The organism is Methylobacterium sp. D53M (assembly GCF_053345625.1).
In genome coordinates this window covers 215,777-237,275 of record NZ_JBKFAL010000001.1, presented here as the reverse complement: position 1 = coordinate 237,275, position 21,499 = coordinate 215,777, and the positions used below count along the sequence as shown (strand labels likewise).

Annotated in this window: 18 protein-coding genes; 6 read left to right on the top strand and 12 right to left on the bottom strand. The window is 71.7% G+C overall.

The window, feature by feature from the left end; all coding sequences use genetic code 11:
- Positions 1 to 17 precede the first annotated feature (17 nt).
- Positions 18 to 1,376, bottom strand: a complete 1,359-nt coding sequence (locus tag ACLBYG_RS01100) for an RsmB/NOP family class I SAM-dependent RNA methyltransferase (RefSeq protein ID WP_447680324.1) — start codon at positions 1,374 to 1,376, stop codon at positions 18 to 20.
- A gap of 155 nt (positions 1,377 to 1,531) precedes the next feature.
- Here ACLBYG_RS01100 and ACLBYG_RS01095 point away from each other — a divergent pair, with 155 nt between their 5' ends.
- Positions 1,532 to 1,705, top strand: coding sequence for a hypothetical protein (locus tag ACLBYG_RS01095; RefSeq protein WP_165923052.1), 174 nt, complete (start codon positions 1,532 to 1,534; stop codon positions 1,703 to 1,705).
- A 21-nt stretch (positions 1,706 to 1,726) separates the two neighbouring features.
- On the opposite strand, the gene panE is transcribed toward ACLBYG_RS01095, so the two are convergent.
- From panE to ACLBYG_RS01080, 3 genes are all read right to left on the bottom strand, one after another.
- Complete coding sequence (gene panE / locus ACLBYG_RS01090; RefSeq protein ID WP_447680323.1) at positions 1,727 to 2,671, bottom strand: 2-dehydropantoate 2-reductase; 945 nt, start codon at positions 2,669 to 2,671, stop codon at positions 1,727 to 1,729.
- A 7-nt stretch (positions 2,672 to 2,678) separates the two neighbouring features.
- On the bottom strand, positions 2,679 to 4,172 hold the full coding sequence (gene guaB, locus ACLBYG_RS01085; RefSeq protein ID WP_091924395.1) for an IMP dehydrogenase: 1,494 nt from the start codon (positions 4,170 to 4,172) through the stop codon (positions 2,679 to 2,681).
- Positions 4,173 to 4,390: 218 nt separating this feature from the next.
- A complete protein-coding gene (locus ACLBYG_RS01080) occupies positions 4,391 to 5,281 on the bottom strand; it encodes a DUF3313 domain-containing protein (protein ID WP_447680322.1) in 891 nt (296 codons plus the stop codon).
- Positions 5,282 to 5,488: 207 nt separating this feature from the next.
- Between ACLBYG_RS01080 and ACLBYG_RS01075 the strand changes: the two genes are divergently transcribed.
- A complete protein-coding gene (locus ACLBYG_RS01075; protein WP_447680673.1) occupies positions 5,489 to 6,937 on the top strand; it encodes an MFS transporter in 1,449 nt (482 codons plus the stop codon).
- Here ACLBYG_RS01075 and ACLBYG_RS01070 read toward each other — a convergent pair whose 3' ends face one another.
- The 4 genes from ACLBYG_RS01070 to ACLBYG_RS01055 all read right to left on the bottom strand — a co-directional run bounded on the left by ACLBYG_RS01070 (position 6,938) and on the right by ACLBYG_RS01055 (position 10,631).
- Positions 6,938 to 7,465 carry a DoxX family protein gene (locus tag ACLBYG_RS01070; RefSeq protein ID WP_447680321.1) on the bottom strand — a complete coding sequence of 176 codons (528 nt, stop codon included), beginning with the start codon at positions 7,463 to 7,465 and terminating at the stop codon, positions 6,938 to 6,940. It lies immediately after the preceding gene.
- A gap of 74 nt (positions 7,466 to 7,539) precedes the next feature.
- Entirely contained in the window at positions 7,540 to 8,706 is a 1,167-nt protein-coding gene (locus ACLBYG_RS01065) for a multidrug effflux MFS transporter (RefSeq protein ID WP_042672169.1), read from the bottom strand.
- A gap of 192 nt (positions 8,707 to 8,898) precedes the next feature.
- A complete protein-coding gene (locus ACLBYG_RS01060; protein ID WP_447680320.1) occupies positions 8,899 to 10,185 on the bottom strand; it encodes an MFS transporter in 1,287 nt (428 codons plus the stop codon).
- A gap of 29 nt (positions 10,186 to 10,214) precedes the next feature.
- Entirely contained in the window at positions 10,215 to 10,631 is a 417-nt protein-coding gene (locus ACLBYG_RS01055) for a MarR family winged helix-turn-helix transcriptional regulator (protein WP_091678033.1), read from the bottom strand.
- Positions 10,632 to 10,790: 159 nt separating this feature from the next.
- Here ACLBYG_RS01055 and ACLBYG_RS01050 point away from each other — a divergent pair, with 159 nt between their 5' ends.
- Positions 10,791 to 15,635, top strand: a complete 4,845-nt coding sequence (locus tag ACLBYG_RS01050) for an NAD-glutamate dehydrogenase (protein ID WP_447680319.1) — start codon at positions 10,791 to 10,793, stop codon at positions 15,633 to 15,635.
- 4 nt (positions 15,636 to 15,639) lie between these two features.
- On the opposite strand, the gene ACLBYG_RS01045 is transcribed toward ACLBYG_RS01050, so the two are convergent.
- Complete coding sequence (locus ACLBYG_RS01045) at positions 15,640 to 16,815, bottom strand: MFS transporter (protein ID WP_447680318.1); 1,176 nt, start codon at positions 16,813 to 16,815, stop codon at positions 15,640 to 15,642.
- Positions 16,816 to 16,968: 153 nt separating this feature from the next.
- On the bottom strand, positions 16,969 to 17,469 hold the full coding sequence (locus ACLBYG_RS01040; protein ID WP_091924377.1) for a MucR family transcriptional regulator: 501 nt from the start codon (positions 17,467 to 17,469) through the stop codon (positions 16,969 to 16,971).
- A 318-nt stretch (positions 17,470 to 17,787) separates the two neighbouring features.
- Between ACLBYG_RS01040 and ACLBYG_RS01035 the strand changes: the two genes are divergently transcribed.
- Entirely contained in the window at positions 17,788 to 19,566 is a 1,779-nt protein-coding gene (locus tag ACLBYG_RS01035) for an outer membrane beta-barrel protein (protein ID WP_447680317.1), read from the top strand.
- Between the two features lie 7 nt (positions 19,567 to 19,573).
- On the opposite strand, the gene ACLBYG_RS01030 is transcribed toward ACLBYG_RS01035, so the two are convergent.
- On the bottom strand, positions 19,574 to 20,278 hold the full coding sequence (locus ACLBYG_RS01030; protein ID WP_447680316.1) for an SDR family oxidoreductase: 705 nt from the start codon (positions 20,276 to 20,278) through the stop codon (positions 19,574 to 19,576).
- Between the two features lie 58 nt (positions 20,279 to 20,336).
- Positions 20,337 to 20,825 (bottom strand): nucleoside deaminase, encoded by a 489-nt coding sequence (locus ACLBYG_RS01025; protein ID WP_447680315.1) that lies wholly within the window; start codon positions 20,823 to 20,825, stop codon positions 20,337 to 20,339.
- Between the two features lie 146 nt (positions 20,826 to 20,971).
- Between ACLBYG_RS01025 and ACLBYG_RS01020 the strand changes: the two genes are divergently transcribed.
- Both ACLBYG_RS01020 and ACLBYG_RS01015 read left to right on the top strand, forming a co-directional pair.
- Positions 20,972 to 21,163: a CsbD family protein gene (locus ACLBYG_RS01020; protein ID WP_020091448.1), complete on the top strand. Its 192-nt coding sequence runs from the start codon at positions 20,972 to 20,974 to the stop codon at positions 21,161 to 21,163.
- A gap of 77 nt (positions 21,164 to 21,240) precedes the next feature.
- On the top strand, positions 21,241 to 21,417 hold the full coding sequence (locus ACLBYG_RS01015; RefSeq protein WP_012317097.1) for a DUF1328 domain-containing protein: 177 nt from the start codon (positions 21,241 to 21,243) through the stop codon (positions 21,415 to 21,417).
- The last annotated feature ends 82 nt before the right edge of the window (positions 21,418 to 21,499 follow it).

The following is a 21,499-nucleotide window of genomic DNA, read 5'->3' as shown; positions in this document are numbered from 1 at the left end:
CGTCGCGGCGGCGCGCCTCAGCTCTTTCGCGCGATGACGGCGACGTAGAAGCCGTCGGTCCCGGTCCGCAGCGGGCTCATCTGGATTCCGTGGGCCGTCTTCCGCACGGCTGACCGGAGCGAATCCGGCCCCGTTGCCAGCACCTCGTCCGCGGGAACGACGTCGAAGCGGCCGCGCCAGCCTGACAGGAGGCCGGCGACGGCGGCGTCGTTCTCCGCCGAGAGCAGCGAGCAGGTGATGTAGACGATCCGGCCGCCGGGCCTGACGAGCCGCGCCGCCCGATCGAGCACCTGGGCCTGCTCGGCGGTTCGCAGCGCGAGGCTTCCTGGCCGCAGCCGCCATTTGGCATCCGGATTCCGGCGCCACGTGCCGGACCCGGTGCAGGGCGCGTCGACCACGACCCGGTCGACCTTGCCGTCGAGATCCTCCAGGACGTCGGCGCGCGCCTTGCCGCTGCGCGGGGTTCGCACCTCGGCCAGCGCACCGGACCGGCGCAGGCGCTCGTGGATCGGCGCGAGCCGGCGCGGATCGCCGTCGGTGGCGATCAGGCGGGCGCCGTTGCCGGTCTCCGCCGCGAGGGCCAGGGTCTTGCCGCCGCCGCCCGCACAGAGGTCGACGATGGTCTCGCCGGCGCGCGGCGCGGCGAGGAGCGCGGCGAGCTGCGAGCCCTCGTCCTGGATCTCGTACCAGCCCTCCAGGAACTCGGCCTCGACGTGGAGCGCCGGACCGCGCCCGTCGGCGCCGATCGGGACGCGCAGGCCCGCCGGCGCGTGCGGTGTCGGCGCGGCGTCGTAGGCCGCGAGCGCCGGCAGGATCGCGTCGCGGTCGCCGCGCAGGGCGTTGACGCGGATATCGAGGGGCGCGCGCCGCGCCAGCGCCTTCAGCTCCGGGACGAGGTCGTCGCCGAGCGTGGCCGCGAGGTCCGGGAGCACGAAGGCCGGCGCGTCGCCCGCCACCTCCGGCGGCGCGTCCTGCAGCGTCCCGCCGTCGAGGCGCGCGCGCTCGTCGTCGCTGAGGGGAGCCGGCGCGAAGCGCTCGCCGGTGAACAGGGTCGCGACCGAACCCGCCGCGAGCCCCTGCTGGAGGCGCAGCGTGCCGATCAGGACGGCGCGCGGCGTATCCGCGCCCATGATCCAGGCCGCCGACGCCCGCCGCCGCAGGGCGTCGTACACGAGGCTGGCGATGCCCGCGCGGTCGCCCGAGCCGGCGAAGCGGTGGGCGAGACCCCAGTCCTTCAGGGCGTCGGCGGCCGGCCGACGCCGCTCGGCGATATCGGTGAGGACTTCGATGGCGGCGGAGCAGCGAGCGGCGGGGGTCAGAGTTCGGATCCTTCGGAGTGCGTCAATGACGACGTGAAACGGCCACGCTTGGCCCACGATGCCGCCACGTTACGGCCGAGCTTCCTGCACCTTCGCGGCGCAGACCGTGCTGCGGTCGGTCCGCCGTGCGGGCCGCCGCGTGTCGTATGGCATCCGCCCGCCCCGGACCAGACCGGTCCGTCGCCGGGCGCATCCCGGGAGTACCCCAGCCCATGACGTCCACCGTTCGCGTCGCCCTCGCGGCCCTGGTCACCGCCTCACTCGCCGCCTGCGCGAGCGCGCCCGCCGCCCAGCCGGAGCTGACGCCGGTGCCGCGTCCGCGGGTCGATGCCAAGACGCAGCTCGAATACGGCAACCCGCCCCCGCCGCCGCCCGGCCGCTACTGAAGCGTCCGCGCGGGGCGCGGCTCAGGCCGCCTCCCGCGCCCGGCGGGCCTCGTAGGCCTTGAGGCCGGTATAGACCGCGGCCAGGAGCGGGAACGGCACCTCCGGCGCCAGCCGCTGGCCGCGGGCGATCAGGTCGCCGATCACGTGGTCCGCCTCGATGCGACCCCGGTTCTCGATGTCGCGCAGCATCGAGGCCGTGAAGGTGGACCCGGCCGCCGTCAGCTGCGCCCGCGCCCGCTCCGCCACCACGGCCCGCGGCTCGAAGCCGCTGGCCGCGGCAACGGTCGTGCACTCCGCGTGCAGCGCCGCGATCAGCGCGGCGCCCTCGGGTGCCGCCACGATGTCGCCGACCGCGGCGCGCATCAGCGTGGTCGCCCCGGCGAGCGTCGCCAGGAACACCCACTTCTCCCACATCTCCTGCAGGATCACGTCGCTCAGGCGCGGCTGGAACTTGAGGCCGCGCATCAGCGCGTCGACCGCCTCGATCCGCGCCGAGCGCGACCCGTCCCGCTCGCCGTAGGTGATGCTGCACAGCTCGCTCATGTGGCGGATTGCGCCGTCCGGCGCGAGCGTCGCGGCGATCGCGCACGAACCGCCGAGAACGCGGTCCGTACCGAACCGGGCGTCGAGCACGTCGAGATGCGACATGCCGTTGAGCACGGGCAGGATCGCGGTGTCGGGGCCCACGGCCGGCGCGAGGTCCGCGACGGCGCTGTCGAGGTCGTAGGCCTTGCACGACAGCAGGATCAGGTCGAACCGCCCGGCCCCGGCCAGCTTATCGGCCGTGACGGTGGGCGGAGCGGGCAGGTGCAGGTCGCCGAGCGGCGAGCGGACGTTGAGGCCGTCCGCCGCCAGCTTCGCCGCCCGGGCCGGCCGGACCAGGAAGGTGACGTCGGCGCCCGCCTCGGCGAGGCGCGCCCCGTAATAGCCGCCGGTCGCGCCGGCCCCGACGATCAGCGTGCGCATCGGGCCCTCAGGTCCGCGACGGGTAGTTCGGGCTCTCGCGGGTGATCGTCACGTCGTGGACGTGGCTCTCGCGCAGGCCGGCATTGGTGATGCGGATGAACTGTGCCCGCTCCTGGAACTCGGGGATCGTGGCGCCGCCGACGTAGCCCATGGCGGCGCGCAGGCCGCCGGCGAGCTGGTGCAGGACGTTGCCGACCGGGCCCTTGTAGGGGACCTGCCCCTCGATGCCCTCCGGCACGAGCTTGTGGGTGTCGTTCACCTCGGCCTGAAAGTAGCGGTCGGCCGAGCCGCGGGCCATGGCGCCCACCGAGCCCATGCCGCGGTACGACTTGTAGGAGCGGCCCTGGTAAAGGAACACCTCGCCGGGCGCCTCGTCGGTGCCGGCGAGCAGCGAGCCGAGCATCGCCACGGAGGCGCCGGCCGCGATCGCCTTGGCGAGGTCGCCGGAATACTTGATGCCGCCGTCGGCGATGACCGGGACGTCGGCCTCGCCGGCCGCCTCGACCGCCTCCATCAGCGCGGTGAGCTGCGGCACGCCCACGCCCGCCACGATGCGGGTCGTGCAGATCGAGCCCGGGCCGATGCCGACCTTGATGGCGTCGGCGCCGGCATCGATCAGCGCCCTGGCGCCGTCCCGCGTCGCGACGTTGCCGGCGATGACCTGAACGGCGTTCGAGAGCTGCTTCACGCGGGCGACGGCATCGAGCACCTTGATCGAGTGGCCGTGGGCGGTGTCGACCACGATCACGTCGCAGCCGGCGTCGATCAGGCGCTCGGCCCGCTCGAAGCCGCTGTCGCCCGTCGTCGTGGCGGCGGCGACGCGCAGCCGACCCTGCTCGTCCTTGACGGCGTTCGGGTAGGCGACGCGCTTCTCGATGTCCTTGACGGTGATCAGGCCGATGCAGCGGTAATGGTCGTCGACGACCAGCAGCTTCTCGATCCGGAATTGGTGGAGCAGCCGCTTGGCCTCGTCCTGGGTCACGCCCTCGCGGACCGTGATCAGGCGGTCGCGGGTCATCAGCTCGGCGACCGGCTGGTTGGAGTTCGTCGCGAAGCGGACGTCGCGGTTGGTCAGGATGCCGACGAGCTTGCCCCGCGAGCCGTTGGGACCGCGCTCGACCACCGGGATGCCGGAGATCCGGTTGAGCTTCATCACCTCGAAGGCGTCGGCGAGCGTCTCGTCGGGGTGGATGGTGATGGGGTTCATCACCATGCCGGACTCGTACTTCTTGACGAGGCGGACCTGCTCGGCCTGCTCCGGCGGCTCGAGGTTGCGGTGGATGACGCCCATGCCGCCGTTGGCCGCCATGGCGATGGCCATCGGCGCTTCGGTGACCGTGTCCATCGCCGAGGCGAGGATCGGCAGGTTCAGCGGAATCGTGCGGGTCAGCCGCGAGGCGACGCTGACCTCGGTTGGCATCACCGAGGAGGCGGCGGGCCGCAGGAGCACGTCGTCGAAGGTGAGTCCCTCGATGATCGATGCGGTTTCTACTCGGGCCATGTGCCAACTTTCCTCGGACGGCAGCGCGCGTGGAGGCCGCGCTGCGGGATCGGGTTGGCAAGTGCCAGTATCACGGGCTCCGCGAAGGCGCCAATGCGCGGTTGATGCGTCGCAGCGCGAAAACGCGCATGGCTCGAGGCTTATCCACGCCCGCTCGACGGGCGCGTCAGTGCCATGAACGGACGTCCGCGGTCAGACGCGGAGTCGGCGCGGGCGCCTCAGCGCATCGCCGGCGCGGCCGGGCCCTTGTCGGTGTATTCGGGCGGCAGGCCGATATAGTCGCCGAGCATGCCGTCGATGCCCGGCGCGCGGCCGAAGGCCTCGCAGTCCGGGTCGAGGGGCGCCTCGCCCAGGGTGGTGATGCGGATCCGGTCCCAGGTCGGGATCGTGTTAGGCGCGGTGAACGGGTCGTCGCCGGTCGCCAGCATGTAGCCGAAATCCTGGCCGAACTCGCCTGCGAGGTCGTAGGCGTCGCTGGCGCGCGAGAAGCGCGGCTGGCTGGTGAAGGAGTTGGCCGCTCCGCCCCAGACCATGGCGGCCCGCTGCTCGCGGCGCCGGTCCAGAGCCTCGGCCTCGACCGTCAGGCTCCCGAGCCCGATCGGCACGCGCGGGATCGGCACGCGCCCGACACCCTCGGCGAAGCTCAGGCCGAGCTGCGAGGCGACCGTCACGCCCGCCGAGCCCGCGATGGTTGCGCCGGCACCGAGAAGGTCCGTCGGATCGACGCGGGTGACCTGCGCCCGCACGGTCAGGTCGGCGTCGCGGCTGGTGACGATGTCGTACTTCAGCGACAGGTCGTAGCACAACGCCCGGTCGGCGGCGTTGGCGATGAGCCGCCGCTCGGCGGCCGTCAGCGGGGCGGCACCGGACACGTCGGCGTGGAACGCCGTCGGGATGATGCGGACGGTGCGGGCCTTCGCCAGGGCCGGCCGGTCGACGTAGATCCGCGAGGCCGAGGCGACCTGATCGCTGGACTTCAGCCGGTCGTAGCGGGTCAGCGAGCCGCGATCGTTGAGCAGGACAGTGCCGCAGGCGGCGACCATCGAGAGAAGGGCGACGCCGGCGGCGATCCGCGCCACGGAGCGGACCTTGCTGGGGCTGGGCTGCATCGAAATCCTCGCGCGCCGGCCCCGGGCCGGCTGGAGCGGCCTCACGGACGCGTGATGGAAACTTAGCCATTGGCGCACCCGCAAAAAAGGTGGCTTCGCGCCGCGGCTCAACCTCTGTTGCACGATGGATACATTCGCGAAACACGAGGGTGCGAGGTGGCCGCGCTGCCGTGCAACCGCGGCGGCGCGACATGCGTCTGCTGTATGATGCCCGCGACCACCCAAAGACCGCTCTGGATCGTCCCCCTGACGGTCGCCACCGCGCTGTTCATGGAGAACACCGATTCCACGGTGATCGCCACGGCGCTCCCGAGCATCGCCGCGAGTCTCCAAGAGGACCCGATCGCCCTCAAGCTGGCGCTGACCTCCTACCTGGTCAGCCTCGCGATCTTCATCCCGGTGAGCGGCTGGATGGCCGACCGGTACGGGTCGCGGACGGTGTTCCGCGCGGCTCTCGTGGTGTTCATGGCCGGCTCGCTCGCCTGCGCGGCCGCGAACGGGCTCGCGTGGTTCGTCGCCGCGCGGTTCCTCCAGGGCATGGGGGGCGCCATGATGGTGCCGGTCGGGCGCCTCGTGGTGCTCCGCAGCGTGCCGAAATCGCAGCTCGTGACGGCCCTCGCCTACCTGACCTTCCCGGCGCTGGTCGGCCCGGTACTCGGGCCGCCGGTCGGCGGCCTGATCACCACGTGGTTCGACTGGCGCTGGATCTTCTTCATCAACCTGCCGATCGGCTGCGCCGGGATCGTGCTGGCGAGCCTGTACTTCGAGGACGTGCGGGAGCCGGAGCGGCCGCCCCTCGACCTGCTCGGCTTCGCGCTGCTCGGGACCGGCCTCGCCGCCCTGATGCTCGGCCTCGCCTCCCTCGGCCGCCACCTGCTGCCGGCGGAAATCTCCTGGGGCTGCCTCGCCGCGGGCGCGGTGCTCCTGCCGCTCTACCGGGCACATGCCCGGCGGGTGCCCTACCCGATCGTCCGCCTCGACCTGATGCGGCGGCCGACCTTCCGGGTCGCGGTGCTCGGCGGCAGCCTGTTCCGGATCGGCACCGGGGCGATCCCGTTTCTGCTGCCGCTGATGCTGCAGGTCGGCTTCGGGCTCGACGCCCTGCAGTCGGGCCTGATCACCTTCGCGGCGGCGGCCGGGGCGATGTTCGTGAAGACTCTGGGTCCGCGGATCTTGCGCCGCACCGGCTTCCGCGCCCTGATGGTCTGGAACGCGCTGCTGGCCTCGGCCTTCCTGGCGGTTAACGGATTCTACACCGCGCAGACGCCCCACTGGATCATGGTGATCCTGCTGTTCGTCGGCGGCTGCTCGCGATCGATCCAGTTCACCTGCGTCAACGCCATCGCGTACGCCGACCTCGAATCGAAGGAGATGAGCGCGGCCACGAGCTTCGCCAGCGTCTGCCAGCAGCTGTCGCTCAGCCTCGGCGTCACGCTGGGCGCGCTGGCGCTCGAGGGGAATGCCGGGTTCCACGGCCGAACGGAGATCCAGGCCTCGGATTTCGGGCCGGCCTTCTTCGCCGTCGCTGTGATCTCGGCGGCCTCGGCACTGGCCTTCCGCAACCTGTCGCCGGATGCCGGCGCGGAGATCTCCGGGCGGAAGATGGCTGCCGCGCCGCCCGCCCCGACGACCGAGATGAGGCCGCGGCACGGCTGATCAGGCCGCGGCGCGGGCCGGCGGCCGGCCGGCAGCGCGTTTGCCGGCGTTCCGCGGCGCGCTGCCCTTGCCGGAAGCCTTCGCGGGGGCGGCCTTCGCGCTCGGCGCCGCGGCGCGGGTTCCCGCGCGCCAGCCCTGCCAGCTGAGCGCGCCCGGACCGTTCAGGGCGTACATGAGGAACCCGCCGGCGAGGCCGAGATCGGCCAGCATCAGCGTGCGCTCGGCGACCGCGGCGGGTCCCACATAGTACCAGAACGGGTGGAGCACGAAGGCCGTCACGGCGGCGAAGAGCGCGAGCGCCAGCCCGGTGAGCCCCGGCAGGACGCCGAGGATCAGGGCGAGCGGTCCGAACACCTGCACCACAACGGCGGCGGTGGCGACGCCGTTGGGAAACGGCATCCCGGCCCCCGCGAGCGTCAGCGCGAACCCCGACACGTTGAGCGCCCGGGCAATCCCGGTCGGCAGGAGCGCGGCGGCCAGCAGCAGGCGCGCGACGAGGAAGGTTGCGTCCTGGGCGCGGGCGAGCATCGGCGTGTCCGGTCGGGTGGATCAGGACGGCAGTTTTGCAACTTTCCGCTGAAGACCCCGTTAAGGACGCCGCCTCAACCCCCAACGCCGCCGCGGAACAGCCGGCCACGCTCGGTCCAGGCGACGACGAGGAGCGCCAGGGCGCCGAGACTTGCGTAGCCGATCGCCACGGGGAGCACCGTGCCGTCGAAGGACTGGCCGATCAGGAAGCCGCAGAAAGCGCCCAGGATCGTGGTGTAGAAGCCCAGGAACGACGAGGCCGTGCCGGCGATGGCGCCGAGGGGCTCCAGCGCGAGGGCGTTGAAGTTCGGCATCGCGAAGCTGATCAAGAACTGGTTCACCGCGAGGATCGACAGGAACACGGCCAGCGGCGGGTGGCCGTGATAGGCCAGCCCGACGCCGACCTGCGCGAGGCCGACGAGCGTGAAGGCGATGACGCCGCTGTGCGACATCGCCCGCATCCCGAGCCGCCGGACCACGCGGGCGTTGATCAGCGTCGCGGCGCCCATGGCGCCGGCCACGAGCCCGAAGGCCAGCGGGAAGAGCGGGCCGAGGTGGTACAGGCCGGTATCGAAGACCTGCTGGGCCGAGCCGACGTAGCCCATGATGCAGCCGGTCATCAGCCCGAGCGCGGTGGCGTAACCGACGGCGACGCGGGTCTTCAGCGTCAGGCGGATCGCCTCCCAGGTCGCGGCCGGCGAGAGCGGCCGGCGATATTCCGGGTGCAGCGTCTCGGGCATCCGCAGGGAGAACCAGATCGTCAGCCAGAAGGCGAGGACCAGCATCGAGACGAAGACGTAGACCCAGGAGCCCAGCGCCAGCATCATGCCGCCGATCGCCGGCGCGATCATCGGGACGATCAGGAACACCATCATAGTGAGCGACATGACGCTCGCCATCTCGCGGCCGGCGAACCGGTCGCGCACGATCGCCACCGACAGCACCCGCCCGCCGGCGGCGCCGATGCCCTGGATGATCCGGGCGGCGAGCAGCCAGCCGAAGCTCGGCGCCACCATGGCGAGGAAGCAGCCGATCACGTAGACGGCGAGGCTTGCCAGCAGCACCGGCCGTCGCCCGAGGGCGTCGGAGACCGGCCCGTAGACGATCTGCGCGAAGCCGAAGCCGATCATGTAGACGTAGACGAGGAGCTGCAGCCGGTTGGGATCGGCCACCGCGAACCGCGCCTCGATGGCCGGGAAGGCGGGCAGCAGGTTGTCGATGGAGATCGCCGTCACCGCCATCATCAGGGCGATGATGGCGACGAACTCGGCGAAGCCCGGCCCGGACCAGGGCCGCGGGGCGCGGACGTCCTGGACCGGCGGCACGGGCCGAATCGCGATGGTCACGGCGGGCTCTCGGGGTGCGCGGGAACGGGCCGATCAGGGCTCGTCCTTCACGGCACAGTTGTGACAACCCTGCCCGCGCCGCGCAGTTCAGGCCGGCAGCGGGCGCAGGGCCGGCGCGTCGGGCTTGCGGCCCACGAAGGCGGCCATCAGGGCGGCGACGAGGCAGAGCAGGCCGGCCGCCACGAAGGCGCCGAGATAGGTGCCGCTCTCGGTCCGGACCATGCCGGCGAGCCACGCCGCGGACGCCGCGCCGATCTGGTGCGCGGCCGCGATCCACCCGAACATCAGCGCGGCGTTCTCCTCCCCGAACGATTTGCCCGCGAGCTGAACGGTGGGCGGCACGGTGGCGATCCAGTCGAGCCCGTAGAAGACCGCGAACAGCGACAGGCCGTAGAAGCTGTAGTCGAAGGAATAGGGCAGGAAGATCAGCGAGAGTCCGCGCAGGCCGTAGTACCAGGCCAGGAGCTTGCGCGAGTCGAACCGGTCGGTGAGCCAACCCGACGCCGTAGTGCCGATCAGGTCGCAGATCCCCATGAGCGCCAGCAGGCCGGCGGCCGTGACCTCGGCGATGCCGTGATCGATGCAGGCCGGGATCAGGTGGGTGCCGATCAGTCCGTTGGTCGAGGCGCCGCAGATGAAGAACGTGCCGGCGAGCAGCCAGAAATCCCGGGAGCGCAGGCCGATGCGCAGGCCGCGGAGCGCCCGCATGGCCGGGTTCTCGGTCAGCACCGGCGTCGGCGTCACCGCGTCCTCGCCATAGCGGGGCAGGCCGAGATCCGCCGGCCGGTCGCGCAGGAACAGGGCGGCCAGCGGGATCAGCGCCAGGGTCGCGGCGGCGACCACCAGCGAGACGGAGCGCCAGCCCTGCCCCACCGCGATCGAGGCCAGCATCGGCAGGAAGACCAGCTGACCCGTGGCGCTGCTCGCGGTCAGCAGGCCGAGCACGAGACCCCGGCGCTTGGCGAACCAGCGCCCGGCCACGGTGGCGCCGAGCACGTTGGCCACCATGCCGGACCCGGATCCGACGACGAGGCCCCAGAGCAGGACCATCTGCCAGGGTGCGGTCATCAGGCTCGTGGCGGCGGTGCCGATCGCCAGGATCAGGAGTGCGCCGCAGACCGAGCGCCGCAGGCCGAACCGCTCGATGATCGCCACCGCGAAGGGGCCGATCATCCCGTACAGGAAGATGTTGAGCGCGATGCCGACGCCGATCGTGGCCGCGGTCCAGCCGAATTCCCGCTCCCAGGGGACGATCAACACGCTCGGCGTGGCGCGGACACCGGCCCCGACGAGCAGTACCAGGAAGGTCACCGCGACGACGATCCAGGCGTAGTGCAGGCGCGACCCGGGGCGCGTCTCTGTCAGGGCGGTCATGGACGGGCTCCGGAAGCGGGGCGGATCGGTCAGGCGGCGGAGATCAGGGACTCCGCCAGGGCGGAGACGGTCGCGGGATCGACCCGGGCGTTGATACGGCTCTGCGCCTCGCGCCAGTAGGGCGTCGCGGCCGCGAGGGCCTCGCGGCCCGACGCGGTCAGGGACACGCGGCGCTCGCGCGGATCCGACGCGCCGGGCGTGACCGAGACGAAGCCGCGGCGCTTGAGCGGGTCGAGGTTGCGGCCCATCGTGGTGCGCTCCAGCGCCGCCTCGGCGGCGAGGCGGGAGACCGGGACCGGTCCGAGCCGGTCCAGCAGCCGCAGGATCGCGAACTGGGTCACGCGGAGCCCGGTCGGCTTCAAGGCGGCGTCGTAGATCGCCGTCAGCGCCCGCGTGGCGCGGCGCAGGGCGGAGCAGGTGCACGGCTCGGGTGACGGGGCGCTCATGGTATGGGTGTATATGCACGCATCGGGCGTTCGGCAAGGCGAAGCTGACGGTTCGCAGCGATCGACACCCGTTGGCCCGGAAACGGGCGGGCGCTGTCATCGACACGGCCGGTCACGCTGCTATCGCTTGGGCGAGTGACCCGGTTCGGGAGAAGCGCGATGACACTCGAGACCGCGACGGCGTTGTCCTCCTCGGAGCAGAAGACGGCCCGCACCGGGCTGATTGAGGCGGCTGCCGACATCGTCACCGAGCAGGGCGGACCCGGCGGCTTCGTCCGCGACCTGTTCGGCCGCGTGACTCCGGAGGATCTCGCTCCCTACGACGCCTCCGTCCTGGCGGATCTCGCCGCCCGCGCCCGCGCCTTCCTGTCCGAGCCGCGGAGGCCGGGCGACCCGGCGCGGCTGCGCCTGGGCGACAGCCAGCTGGTGCGCGACGGCCGTGCGCGCGAGACGACGGTTCTGGAGGTGATCAACGACAACCGTCCGTTCCTGCTGGACTCGACCCTGGCCGAACTGACCGAGCATGGCCTCGCCCCGCAGCTCGTGGCGCACCCGATCCTCGGGGTGGAGCGGGACGGCGCGGGCGGGCTCATCCGGGTGGTCGGGGAGACGACCGCGGACGCGCAGGGCAGTCTCGCGCGCGAGAGCTTCATCCACATCCACCTCGACCCCGTGGCGGCCGAGACAGGCAAGCGGCTCCTGAACGCCCTCGCGACCGTCTACCGGGATGTCGCCCTGGCGAGCGACGACCACGACGCCATGCTGGCGCGCCTCACCGACCTCGCCGCCGATCTCGGGCGCGGGCCGACCCCGATGCCGGGACCGGAGACCGAGGAGGCGCGCGCCTTCCTCGAATGGCTGACCGACGGCCAGTTCCTCATCCTCGGCATGCAGGAGCACGGCATCGCCGGCGACGCCCACCCGCTGGTCGAGGGGTCGAGCCTCGGCGTGCTCCGCGATCCCGGCGCGACGCCCCTGCGCCGCGGCCGGACGCCGGTGGACTACACGCCGGAGATCCTCGCCTTCCTGGAAGAGCCGCAGCCGCTGATCATCACCAAGGCCAGCGTGAAATCCCGGGTCCACCGCTCGGCCTACCTGGACTATATCGGCGTCAAGCTGTTCTCCGGCCTCGGCAAGCTGTCGGGCGAGGTGCGGATCGTCGGCCTGTTCACCGCCTCCGCCTACACAAGCCCGGCCCGCGAGGTTCCGGTCCTACGCCGGAAGGTCGAGGCCGTCGTCCAGCGCGCCGGCCTCGACCCGACGAGCCATGCCGGCCGCAGCCTCCTCGCCGTACTGGAGAGCTATCCGCGGGACGAACTCTTCCAGATCGACGGCGAGCGGCTCTATCGGTTTACCCTGGCCATCGCCGCCCTGGCCGACCGCCCGCGGGTCCGCGTGCTGTCCCGGCCCGACCGGTTCGGCCGCTTCGTGTCGCTGCTCGTCTACGTCCCGAAGGACCGCTACGATACCGCGATCCGCGGACGGATCGGCAGCTACCTCGCCGAGACCTACGGCGGGCGGCTCAGCGCGTCCTACCCCGACTACCCGGAAGGCTCGCTCGCCCGGATCCACTACATCATCGGCCTGCCCGATCAGGGCAGCCCCGAGCACGATCCCGCCTTCCTGGAGACCGGGATCGTCGCCCTGGTCCGGACCTGGGGCGACGCGCTGCGGGCGGCGCTGGCCGAATCCCTGGGGGGCGACCGCGCGCGGCAACTCGCCGCCCGCTACGGCGACGCGTTCTCGGCCGCCTATCGGGACAATTTTCAGCCTGAGGTCGCCGTCGCCGACGTGACGATCCTCGACAGCCTCGGCGAGACGCAGCCGCGGGCCGTCCATCTCGATCGGCGGCCCAGCGACCCCGCGGCGCAGGTCCGCCTGAAGGCGTTCTCGCGCGGCACGGCGATCGCGCTGTCCGACCGGGTCCCGGCGCTCGAGAATCTCGGCTTCCGCGTCATCAACGAGCGCACGTACCAGATCGCGCCGTCCGGGACGGACGAGGCCGCGCGGGTCTGGCTGCACGACATGCTGATCGAGCGCGCCACCGGCGCCCCGATCGACCTCGCGGCGCTGGAACGCCCGCTGGAGGCCGCGATGCTCGCCATCGCGGACGGCATCGCCGAGTCCGACGGGTACAACCGGCTCGTCCTTGAGGCAGCTCTCCCCTGGCGGGAGGCGGCCCTGCTCCGGGCCCTGGGCCGCTACCTGCGCCAGCTGCGTATCCGCTACGGGCAGGACTACCTCGCGGGCACGCTGAGCCGCCACGCCGGGATCGCGCGCGCGATCGTGGCACTGTTCCGCGCCCGGTTCGACCCGGCGCTCATTGGTGACCGGACCGCGCAGGAGGCCGAGGTACGCGCCGAGATCGAGATGGCGCTCGCCGAGGTCACGAGCCTCGACGACGACCGGATCCTCCGCCGGTTCGTCAACCTCGTCGAGGCGGCGGTTCGGACGAATTTCTACCAGACCGGCGCCGACGGGCAGCCGCGAGAGACGATCAGCTTCAAGTTCGCCTGCGCCAAGGTGACGGCGATGCCGCTGCCGCGGCCGTTCTTCGAGATCTTCGTCTACTCGCCCCGCGTCGAAGGCGTGCACCTCCGCTTCGGCTACGTGGCCCGCGGCGGCCTGCGCTGGTCCGACCGGCCGGAGGATTTCCGCACCGAGATCCTCGGCCTCGTGAAGGCCCAGCAGGTGAAGAACGCCGTGATCGTGCCGGTGGGCGCCAAGGGCGGCTTCTTCCCAAAGCGGCTGCCACCGGCCTCCGACCGCGCCGCCTGGATGCAGGAGGGGACCGAGAGCTACCGGATCTTCATCCGCACGCTGCTCGAACTGACCGACAACATCGTCGACAACGCCATCGTGCCGCCGCCCGACACGGTGCGGCACGATCCCGACGACGCCTACCTGGTGGTCGCCGCCGACAAGGGCACCGCCACCTTCTCGGACATCGCCAACGCCCTCTCGCTGGAGAAGGGCCACTGGCTCGGCGACGCCTTCGCGTCCGGCGGCAGTCAGGGCTACGACCACAAGGGCATGGGCATCACCGCCCGCGGCGCCTGGGAGGCGGTGCGCCGGCATTTCCGCGAGATCGACGTGGACGTGCAGACCGACCCGATCACCACGGTCGGCGTCGGCGACATGTCGGGCGACGTCTTCGGCAACGGCATGCTCCTCTCCGAGAGCATCCGCCTGATCGCGGCCTTCGACCACCGCGACATCTTCCTCGACCCGAACCCGGACGCCGCGGCGAGCTTCGCCGAGCGGCGGCGCCTGTTCGATCTGGGGCGGTCCTCCTGGGCGGATTACGACAATAGCCTGATCTCGGAGGGCGGCGGCGTGTTCCCGCGCAGCCTGAAGACCGTGCCGCTCTCGGAGGCGATCCGGTCCGCCCTGGGCTTCGCCCGGTCCGAGGCGACGCCCACCGAGCTGATGCAGGCGATCCTGAAGGCGCCGGCCGACCTGCTCTGGTTCGGCGGCATCGGCACCTATGTCCGGGCCACCACCGAGACCGACGAAGATGCCGGCGACCGCGCCAACGACGCCCTGCGCATCACTGGGCCGGAGCTGCGCGCGAAGGTCGTCGGCGAGGGCGCCAATCTCGGCCTGACACAGCGCGGGCGCATCGAGGCGGCGCGCGCGGGCGTCCGCCTCAACACCGACGCGATCGACAACTCGGCCGGCGTGAACACCTCGGACGTCGAGGTGAACATCAAGATCGCGCTGATGACGCCGGAGCGGGACGGCAGGCTCAGCTACGAGGCGCGCAACACCCTGCTCGCCGACATGACCGACGAGGTCGGGCGTCTCGTGCTGCGCAACAACGAGTTGCAGACGCTCGCCCTGTCCCTCGCCCAGCGCGGGGGGCTGGGGGAGACCGGCTTCGCCATGCGGACGATGCAGGCACTGGAGGCGGAGGGCCGGCTCGACCGGGCGGTGGAGTTCCTGCCGGACGACGGCACGCTCGCCGAGCGCATGCGGCGGAACGAGGGGCTGACCCGCCCGGAATACGCCGTGCTGCTCGCCTACGCGAAGCTGTCGCTGCACGACGCGATCCTCGAGAGCGCCGTGCCGAACGACCCGTACTTCGACCGGGAGCTGCAGCGCTACTTCCCGAAGGCACTGCGCGAACGCTTCCCCGATGCCGTCAAGGGACACCGCCTGCGCCGCGAGATCATCGCCACGGCGCTCGCCAACATCATCGTCAATCGCGGCGGCCCGTCGCTGGTGACGCGCCTCGTCGACGGCACCGGCGCGGACGCCGCGACCATTGCCAAGGCCTACGCGGTGACCCGCGACGCCTTCGGCCTGATGGAGCTGAACCTTGCCATCGACGGCCTCGCCGGTCGGATTCCCGGCCAGGGCCAGCTCGACCTCTACGCCGAGGTGCACAATCTGCTGACGAACCGGATCGTGTGGTTCATCCGCAACCTCGACCTGGGCGGCGGTCTCGCCCCGGTGGTCGCCCGCTACCGGGACGGCATCGCCGCCGTGGAGGCCGCCCTCCCCAACGTGCTCGGCGACGAGGCGCTGGCGACGATCGGCGCCCGCGCGGCGAAGCTGACCGGGCACGGCATGGCCCCGGCCCAGGCGCGGCGCCTTGCCTCGCTCAGCGCGCTGATCTCCGCCCCCGACATCGTCCGGGTCGCCGAGGCCAGTGGGCGCCCAGTCGAGGAGGTCGCGGCCACGCATTTCGCCCTGGAGCACGCCTTCCGGCTGGACGATCTCGCCGCCGCGGCGCGGACCGTCCCGGTGGCCGACACGTTCGACCGCGTGGCATTGGAGCGCGCGGGCGCCGGCATCGCCGCAGCGCACCGCAAGCTGACGGCCGAGGTCGTGGCGGATCTCGGCGCCGGGCCGGACGCGGTGGAGGCCTGGATCCGGGCGCGCGGCACCTCGCTCGCCCGGATCCGCGAGGCCGTGGACGCGATCAGCGCCTCCGGCCTCACGGTCTCCAAGGCGACGGTGGCGGCGAGCCTGCTCGGCGACCTCGTCCGGGCCGACTGATCGATCAGGTCCCGGGCGCGGATGCCGGTATGACGCTCCGGCGTCCGCGGCCGACCGCGGTGAGCACCAGTCCGAGCCCGGCGAGCGACACCGCGGCGGCGATCAGCGGGAGCTGGCCGTAGCCGGCCCCGAGGGTCAGCGCCGTGCCCCCGATCCAGGCGCCGGTGGCGTTGCCGAGGTTGAACGCGCCCTGGTTCAGCGTGGAGGCAAGGTTCGGCGCGTCGCTCGCCGCCTCCACGACCCAGATCTGGAGGGGCGAGACCAGGGCGAAGACCAGGCCCGACCAGAGCACCACGACCGCCACCGCGAGCGCCGGATGGTGCGCGACCGCGGCGAGCACCAGCAGGGCCGCCACGATGCCCAGGAAGCTGCCGACGATGGTGGCCATCGGGCCCCGGTCGGCCAGATGCCCACCGAGGAGATTGCCGACGGTCAGGCCCGTGCCGGCGGCGAACAGCACGCCGGTCACGCCCTGCGGCGTGAAGCCGGTCACGCCGGTCAGGAACGGCGTGATGTAGGTGAACACCGTGAAGAAGCTCACCGAGGACAGCGTCGAGATCAGCATCGGCCGCAGCACCGGCCAGCGCCCGAGCGCGCGAAACTCGCTGACGAGCCGGCCGCGGGTCCCGGGAAGCCCGTCCGGCACGCAGAGCTGGATCGCGAGCCCGGCCGCGAGCCCGATCACGACCACCGCCCAGAAGGTCGAGCGCCAGCCCGCCTCCTGCCCGAGGGCGGTGCCCAGCGGCACGCCGAGCACGTTGGCGAGGGTGAGGCCCGCGAACATCAGCGAGACCGCCTGCGTGCGCTTCTCCCGCGGCACGAGATCCCGCGCCACAACGGCGCCGATGCCGAAGAACGCGCCGTGCGCGAAGGCCGTGAGGATCCGGGCGGCCATGAGCAGGGCGTAGCTCGGCGCCAGCGCGCAACCGAGATTGCCGGCCAGGAACACCGCCATCAGCGCCAGCAGCGCGGTCTTGCGCGGCAGGCCCGCGGTCGCGATCGCCACGATCGGCGCGCCCACGACCACGCCCATGGCGTAGCCCGAGACGAGGTAGCCGGCCTGGGGAATGGTGACGCCGAAGCTCTGCGCCACCTCCGGGAGCAGGCCCATGATGACGAATTCGGTCGTGCCGATCCCGAACGAGGCGACGGCGAGGGCGAGGATCGGCAGGGGCGGCACGGGAACGTCCTTCGGCGCGGGCTGAGCTCGATGGTGCAGAGCAGCATCGCAGCGCGGTCGCCGATGGATAGCGTCGGAGGCGCGGCGCACAGTTGCGCGGCGCGCAAGGGCCGCGTCGCGGATACGACGCGGCTTAGCCCCCGCTCGGACCTCTCACTCAGCCGGTACCTTCTTCCGCCTCCGCGACTTCGCAGTCGGCGCAGGGGGCGCCTCGATGGCGGCCGCGGCCCCTCCGCGGGTCTTCCGGCGCTGCTGTCCGAGCCCGAGGGCGCGTGCCAGCTCCGATCGCTGCGCCGAATAGCTCGCCGCGGTCATCGGATAGTCCCGGGGCAGGCCCCACTTCTCCCGGTAGGCTTCGGGCGTCAGGCCGCGCAGCGTCAGGTGACGCCGGAGCGTCTTGTACGGCTTTCCGTCCTCGAAGCTGACGATGTGATCATTCGTGACTGATTTGCGGATCTGCGACGGACTGAGCTTCTCGACGCTCGAGTTCGCGGCGCGACCTTGAGTTGTCAAACTGTTCAGCGCCGCGTGGATACCGCCGATCAATCCGGGAAGTTCGGAGACCGGAACGGAGTTGTTCGACACGTAAGCGGCGACGATATCGACCGCGAGCCCGATCGCCGGGCTGAGCTCACTGCCTGCGTTCTCACTCACGGCAAACCTCAAGAGTTACAATCATTCAGGCCGATCAATTCCTCTCGGAGTCGACCGAATTCTGCACCTTTGTAGCATAGTGCACGAAATAGCTCAAACGTATTCGTGATCGACAGGTGAGATCGGATCGATGGGCCGCAAACCTTCCGCCCCACCGCCGTTGACGGGGCATTAACCACGTCGCCGCTAGGGTTCGTTAACCATACCGGCACTGTTCCGGGGTGGTGTGACCTGCAATCTCCGCGCTCTGGTGCCGGGGACTTTGGCGGAGACCGGGATCAGGTGCGGACGGCGGCTGACCGGTGGGAACGGCGGAGGATGCGGCTCGCCGCCGCGGCGCTCGGCGTCACGCTCGCGGCACCGGCGGCAGCCCAGCGTTTCGACGCGACCAGCCCGGTTACCGGCCAGCCCGACAATCCCGGCATCGGCCAGGACACGGGCCCGAACGGCCTGCCCACACTCAAGCGCACGATCCCGGACGGCCTGAGCCGCGACCAGAATCGCGGGGCGCTCGGCGGCGACGCGGCGGGCGGCGAGCAGACCGGCGGTGACAGCCTCCGGTCGCCGCTCTCGCCCCCCGCGCAGACGCAGATCCTCGGTCAGCCCGGTGTGTCCCAGCTCAGCACCCGCGTCACCACAGGGGGACGGCGCACCGGCGGATCCTCGATGGCACCGGCCAATCTCGCGCCGTCGACCCTCCTGCGCACGCGCGCCGCTCCGCCGCGGCGGATCGGCTCGGCGACGCGACAGGTCACTCAGGACGTCACGCAGATCCCGCCGCCGGCGCTGCGGCTGACGCCGGTGGTCCAGCAGGCGGTGGTCGGGGTCCCGAACCCGCAGGTCGTGACGCCGATCCGGCCGATCCTCCCGTTCCAGTCGATCGCGCCGGCCCTCGGCCTCCTGACCCCGGGCTTCATCCTCGGCACCGACCTGGCGCGCGCGATCCCCACCGATCCGGCCTACGCGCCGATCGGCTATCAGGTCGGGACCTTCACGGTCCTGCCCACCTTCGCCCAGAGCGTCGGCTACGATTCGAACCCGGACCAGACCACCCGCCAGATCGCCAAGGGCTCGGTCGCGCTGCGCACCGACGCCACGGTCGACTTTCGGAGCAACTGGTCCTCCAGCTCGCTGCAGGGCTCGCTCCGGGGCTCGTACCTCGAGACCCCGCAGAACGAGGCCGCGAGCCGCCCCGCGGCAGACGGCGTGGTCCGGCTGCGCGTCGACGCCAACCGGGACCTGCGCATCGACGCGGAGGGGCGGTTCCTGGTGGACACGCAGCGCACGTCGAGCGCCAACCTCCAGGCTGCCACCGCCACGACACGGCCGCTCCTGGCCGTCTACGGCGGTTCGCTCGGGGCGACGGAGACGTTCAACCGCCTGTCGGTCACCCTGCGCGGGTCCGTCGACCGCTCCGAGTTCGACAATGCGCGTTTGGCGGACGGGACGATCGTCAATCAGTCCGACCGCAACCTGAACCAGTACAGCCTGCAGCTGCGCACGGCCTACGAGATCAATCCGGATTTCAGCCCGTTCATCGACCTGCTCGGCGACACGCGCGTCTACGACCGGCGCTTCGACGCGACGGGCGTCCGGCGCGACTCGGACGGCATCGCGGTCGCCTTCGGGACGAGCATCGGCCTCGCGCGCTCGGTGACGGGGGAGATCTCCGCCGGCATCCAGCATCGGACCTACGTCGATCCGAGCCTGCGCGACATCAACGCGCCGTTGCTCAACGCGGCCCTGGTCTGGGCGGCGAGCCCGCTCACGACCGTCCGCCTCACCGCCGCGACCGGCGTCACCGAGACGACGATCCCGGGCTCCAGCGGCGTGCTCACCGAGGTCGCGACGCTCGAGGTGCAGCACGACCTGCTGCGCAACCTCTCGATCGTCCTCGGCGGATCGTATCTCCGGAACGACTACCAGAGCAGCAGCATCCGCGAGAACGGGTTCTCGGCGACCGCGCGGCTCGACTACCACTTCACCCGCTGGCTGACCCTGCGCGGCACGTACATCTATCAGAAGTTCGACAGCACGGTCGCCGGGTCCAGCTTCCGGGAGAACACCTTCCTGCTCGGCCTGCGCGTGAATCCCTGAGGCGGCCTCAGAACCGCTCCGTCCAGGGACGCAGTTCCAGTTCGGAGGTCCAGGCGCTCCGATCCTGGCGCAGGAGGTCGCGATAGGCCCTGGCGATGGCGTCGGGATCGAGATGGCTGTCGGGAGCCTCCGGCGGCTCGCCGCCGCGGGCCGGATTGCGGATGGCGCCGTCGATCACGATGTGCGCGACGTGGATCCCCTGGGGCTGCAATTCCCGGGCGAGGCTCTGACCCAGTCCCCGCAGCGCGAACTTCCCCATCGCGAACGGGGCCGATCCCGCGAAGCCCTTCACGCTCGCCGAGGCGCCGGTGAGCAGGATCGCGCCGTGGCGATGCGGCAGCATGCGGCGCGCCGCGGCCTGCGCCACGAGGAAACCACCGTACGCGGACACCATCAGCGCCTGGGCGACCGCGTCCGGGTCGAGATCGGCGACCGGGCCGCGGAGACGACCGCTCGCGTTGTAGACGACGACGTCCGGCGGACCGCCGAGCGCGGGCTCCAGGCGGGCGAACAGCGCCTCGACCTCAGCGGGCCGGCTGGCGTCGCAGGCATGAACCGCCGCGCCCGTCTCCGCCGCCAGCGCGGCGAGCTTGTCGACGTTCCGGGCGGCGAGGCCAATCGTCATGCCGTCGGCCGCGAACAGGCGCGCCAGCGACGCGCTGAGGCCGGAGCCCGCCCCGACGATCAGGGCTCTGGAATAGGTCGGGATCATCCTCTCCTCCTCTGCTGACCCGCCCAGGGCCGATGGGAACCTGTACGCCCGCCCCGCGTCAGTCGCGGCGCTGCGCGAAGAACGCCCGGAGCAGATCGGCCGCCTCGCGCTCGCGGAACCCGCCGTAGACCTCCGGCACGTGGTGGCAGGTCGGCTGATCGAAGACGCGCGGCCCGTGCTCGACCCCACCCCCCTTCGGATCGGCCGCGCCGTAGTAGAGCCGCCGGATGCGCGCGAAGGATATCGCGCCCGCGCACATCGGGCACGGCTCCAGGGTGACGTAGAGATCGCAGCCGACGAGGCGCTCGGTGCCGAGGGCCGCGCAGGCCGCGCGGATCGCCAGGATCTCCGCGTGCGCCGTCGGGTCGTGCAATTCGCGCGGCCGATTATGCGCCACCGCCAGGATGACCCCGTCCCGGACCACCGCGGCGCCGACCGGGACCTCCCCGGCAGTGGCCGCGGCGCGGGCGGCCGCGAAAGCGTGATCGAGCGCGGTCAGCGGTCCGGACGTTTCCGCCCGCGCCGGATGGATCGGATCGGCAGCCAAGCTGTTCTCATCCCACAGACGCGACGGGCTCGGGGCGGCGGGCTGGTCTGACCCAAGTCAATGTTAAGGCCTGGAACATTCCGCCGACCGTGACCGTTTCAGGAACCAGTGCGGCGCCGCCGCAGATCGAACAAGAGGACAACGCCATGAGCAGCACCACCGACAAGATCAAGGGCGTCGCCAACGAGGCCGTCGGCAAGGCCAAGCAGGGCATCGGCGACGTGACCGGTAACGACAAGCTCAAGGCCGAAGGTGCCGCCCAGGAACTCAAGGGCAAGGCCCAGGGCACCGTCGGCGACGCCAAGAGCGCGGTGAAGTCCGCCACCGACAAGCTCTGATCGTCGAGCGCGACCGGAACGGAACCCGCCTCGGGCGGGTTCCAGAACTGAACCGACCCGAATAACGCGAGGATGCCATGATCGGCTGGGCTGTCACGTTTCTCGTCGTCGCTCTCGTGGCGGCGCTCCTCGGTTTCGGCGGCATCGCCGGCACGGCGATGGAGGCGGCCAAGATCGTCTTCTTCGTGGCGATCGCGCTGTTCCTGATCTCCGCCGTGTTCGGCGTGATGCGCGGGCGCTCGCCGAGACTCTGACGAACACGGGTCTTCGACCCGCCATCCAAGTCTTCGAGGCGGTCCCGACGGGCCGCCTCTTCGCGTTGAGGCGGCCCGCACC

What these genes read in the sequence shown, in the direction of transcription:
- ACLBYG_RS01095 (WP_165923052.1), top strand. Translation starts at nt 1,532, where the DNA reads ATGACGTCCACCGTTCGCGTCGCCCTCGCGGCCCTGGTCACCGCCTCA.
- panE (WP_447680323.1), bottom strand. Translation starts at nt 2,671, where the DNA reads ATGCGCACGCTGATCGTCGGGGCCGGCGCGACCGGCGGCTATTACGGG.
- guaB (WP_091924395.1), bottom strand. Translation starts at nt 4,172, where the DNA reads ATGGCCCGAGTAGAAACCGCATCGATCATCGAGGGACTCACCTTCGAC.
- ACLBYG_RS01080 (WP_447680322.1), bottom strand. Translation starts at nt 5,281, where the DNA reads ATGCAGCCCAGCCCCAGCAAGGTCCGCTCCGTGGCGCGGATCGCCGCC.
- ACLBYG_RS01075 (WP_447680673.1), top strand. Translation starts at nt 5,489, where the DNA reads ATGCCCGCGACCACCCAAAGACCGCTCTGGATCGTCCCCCTGACGGTC.
- ACLBYG_RS01070 (WP_447680321.1), bottom strand. Translation starts at nt 7,465, where the DNA reads ATGCTCGCCCGCGCCCAGGACGCAACCTTCCTCGTCGCGCGCCTGCTG.
- ACLBYG_RS01065 (WP_042672169.1), bottom strand. Translation starts at nt 8,706, where the DNA reads ATGGCGGTGACGGCGATCTCCATCGACAACCTGCTGCCCGCCTTCCCG.
- ACLBYG_RS01060 (WP_447680320.1), bottom strand. Translation starts at nt 10,185, where the DNA reads ATGACCGCCCTGACAGAGACGCGCCCCGGGTCGCGCCTGCACTACGCC.
- ACLBYG_RS01055 (WP_091678033.1), bottom strand. Translation starts at nt 10,631, where the DNA reads ATGAGCGCCCCGTCACCCGAGCCGTGCACCTGCTCCGCCCTGCGCCGC.
- ACLBYG_RS01050 (WP_447680319.1), top strand. Translation starts at nt 10,791, where the DNA reads ATGACACTCGAGACCGCGACGGCGTTGTCCTCCTCGGAGCAGAAGACG.
- ACLBYG_RS01035 (WP_447680317.1), top strand. Translation starts at nt 17,788, where the DNA reads ATGCGGCTCGCCGCCGCGGCGCTCGGCGTCACGCTCGCGGCACCGGCG.
- ACLBYG_RS01030 (WP_447680316.1), bottom strand. Translation starts at nt 20,278, where the DNA reads ATGATCCCGACCTATTCCAGAGCCCTGATCGTCGGGGCGGGCTCCGGC.
- ACLBYG_RS01020 (WP_020091448.1), top strand. Translation starts at nt 20,972, where the DNA reads ATGAGCAGCACCACCGACAAGATCAAGGGCGTCGCCAACGAGGCCGTC.
- ACLBYG_RS01015 (WP_012317097.1), top strand. Translation starts at nt 21,241, where the DNA reads ATGATCGGCTGGGCTGTCACGTTTCTCGTCGTCGCTCTCGTGGCGGCG.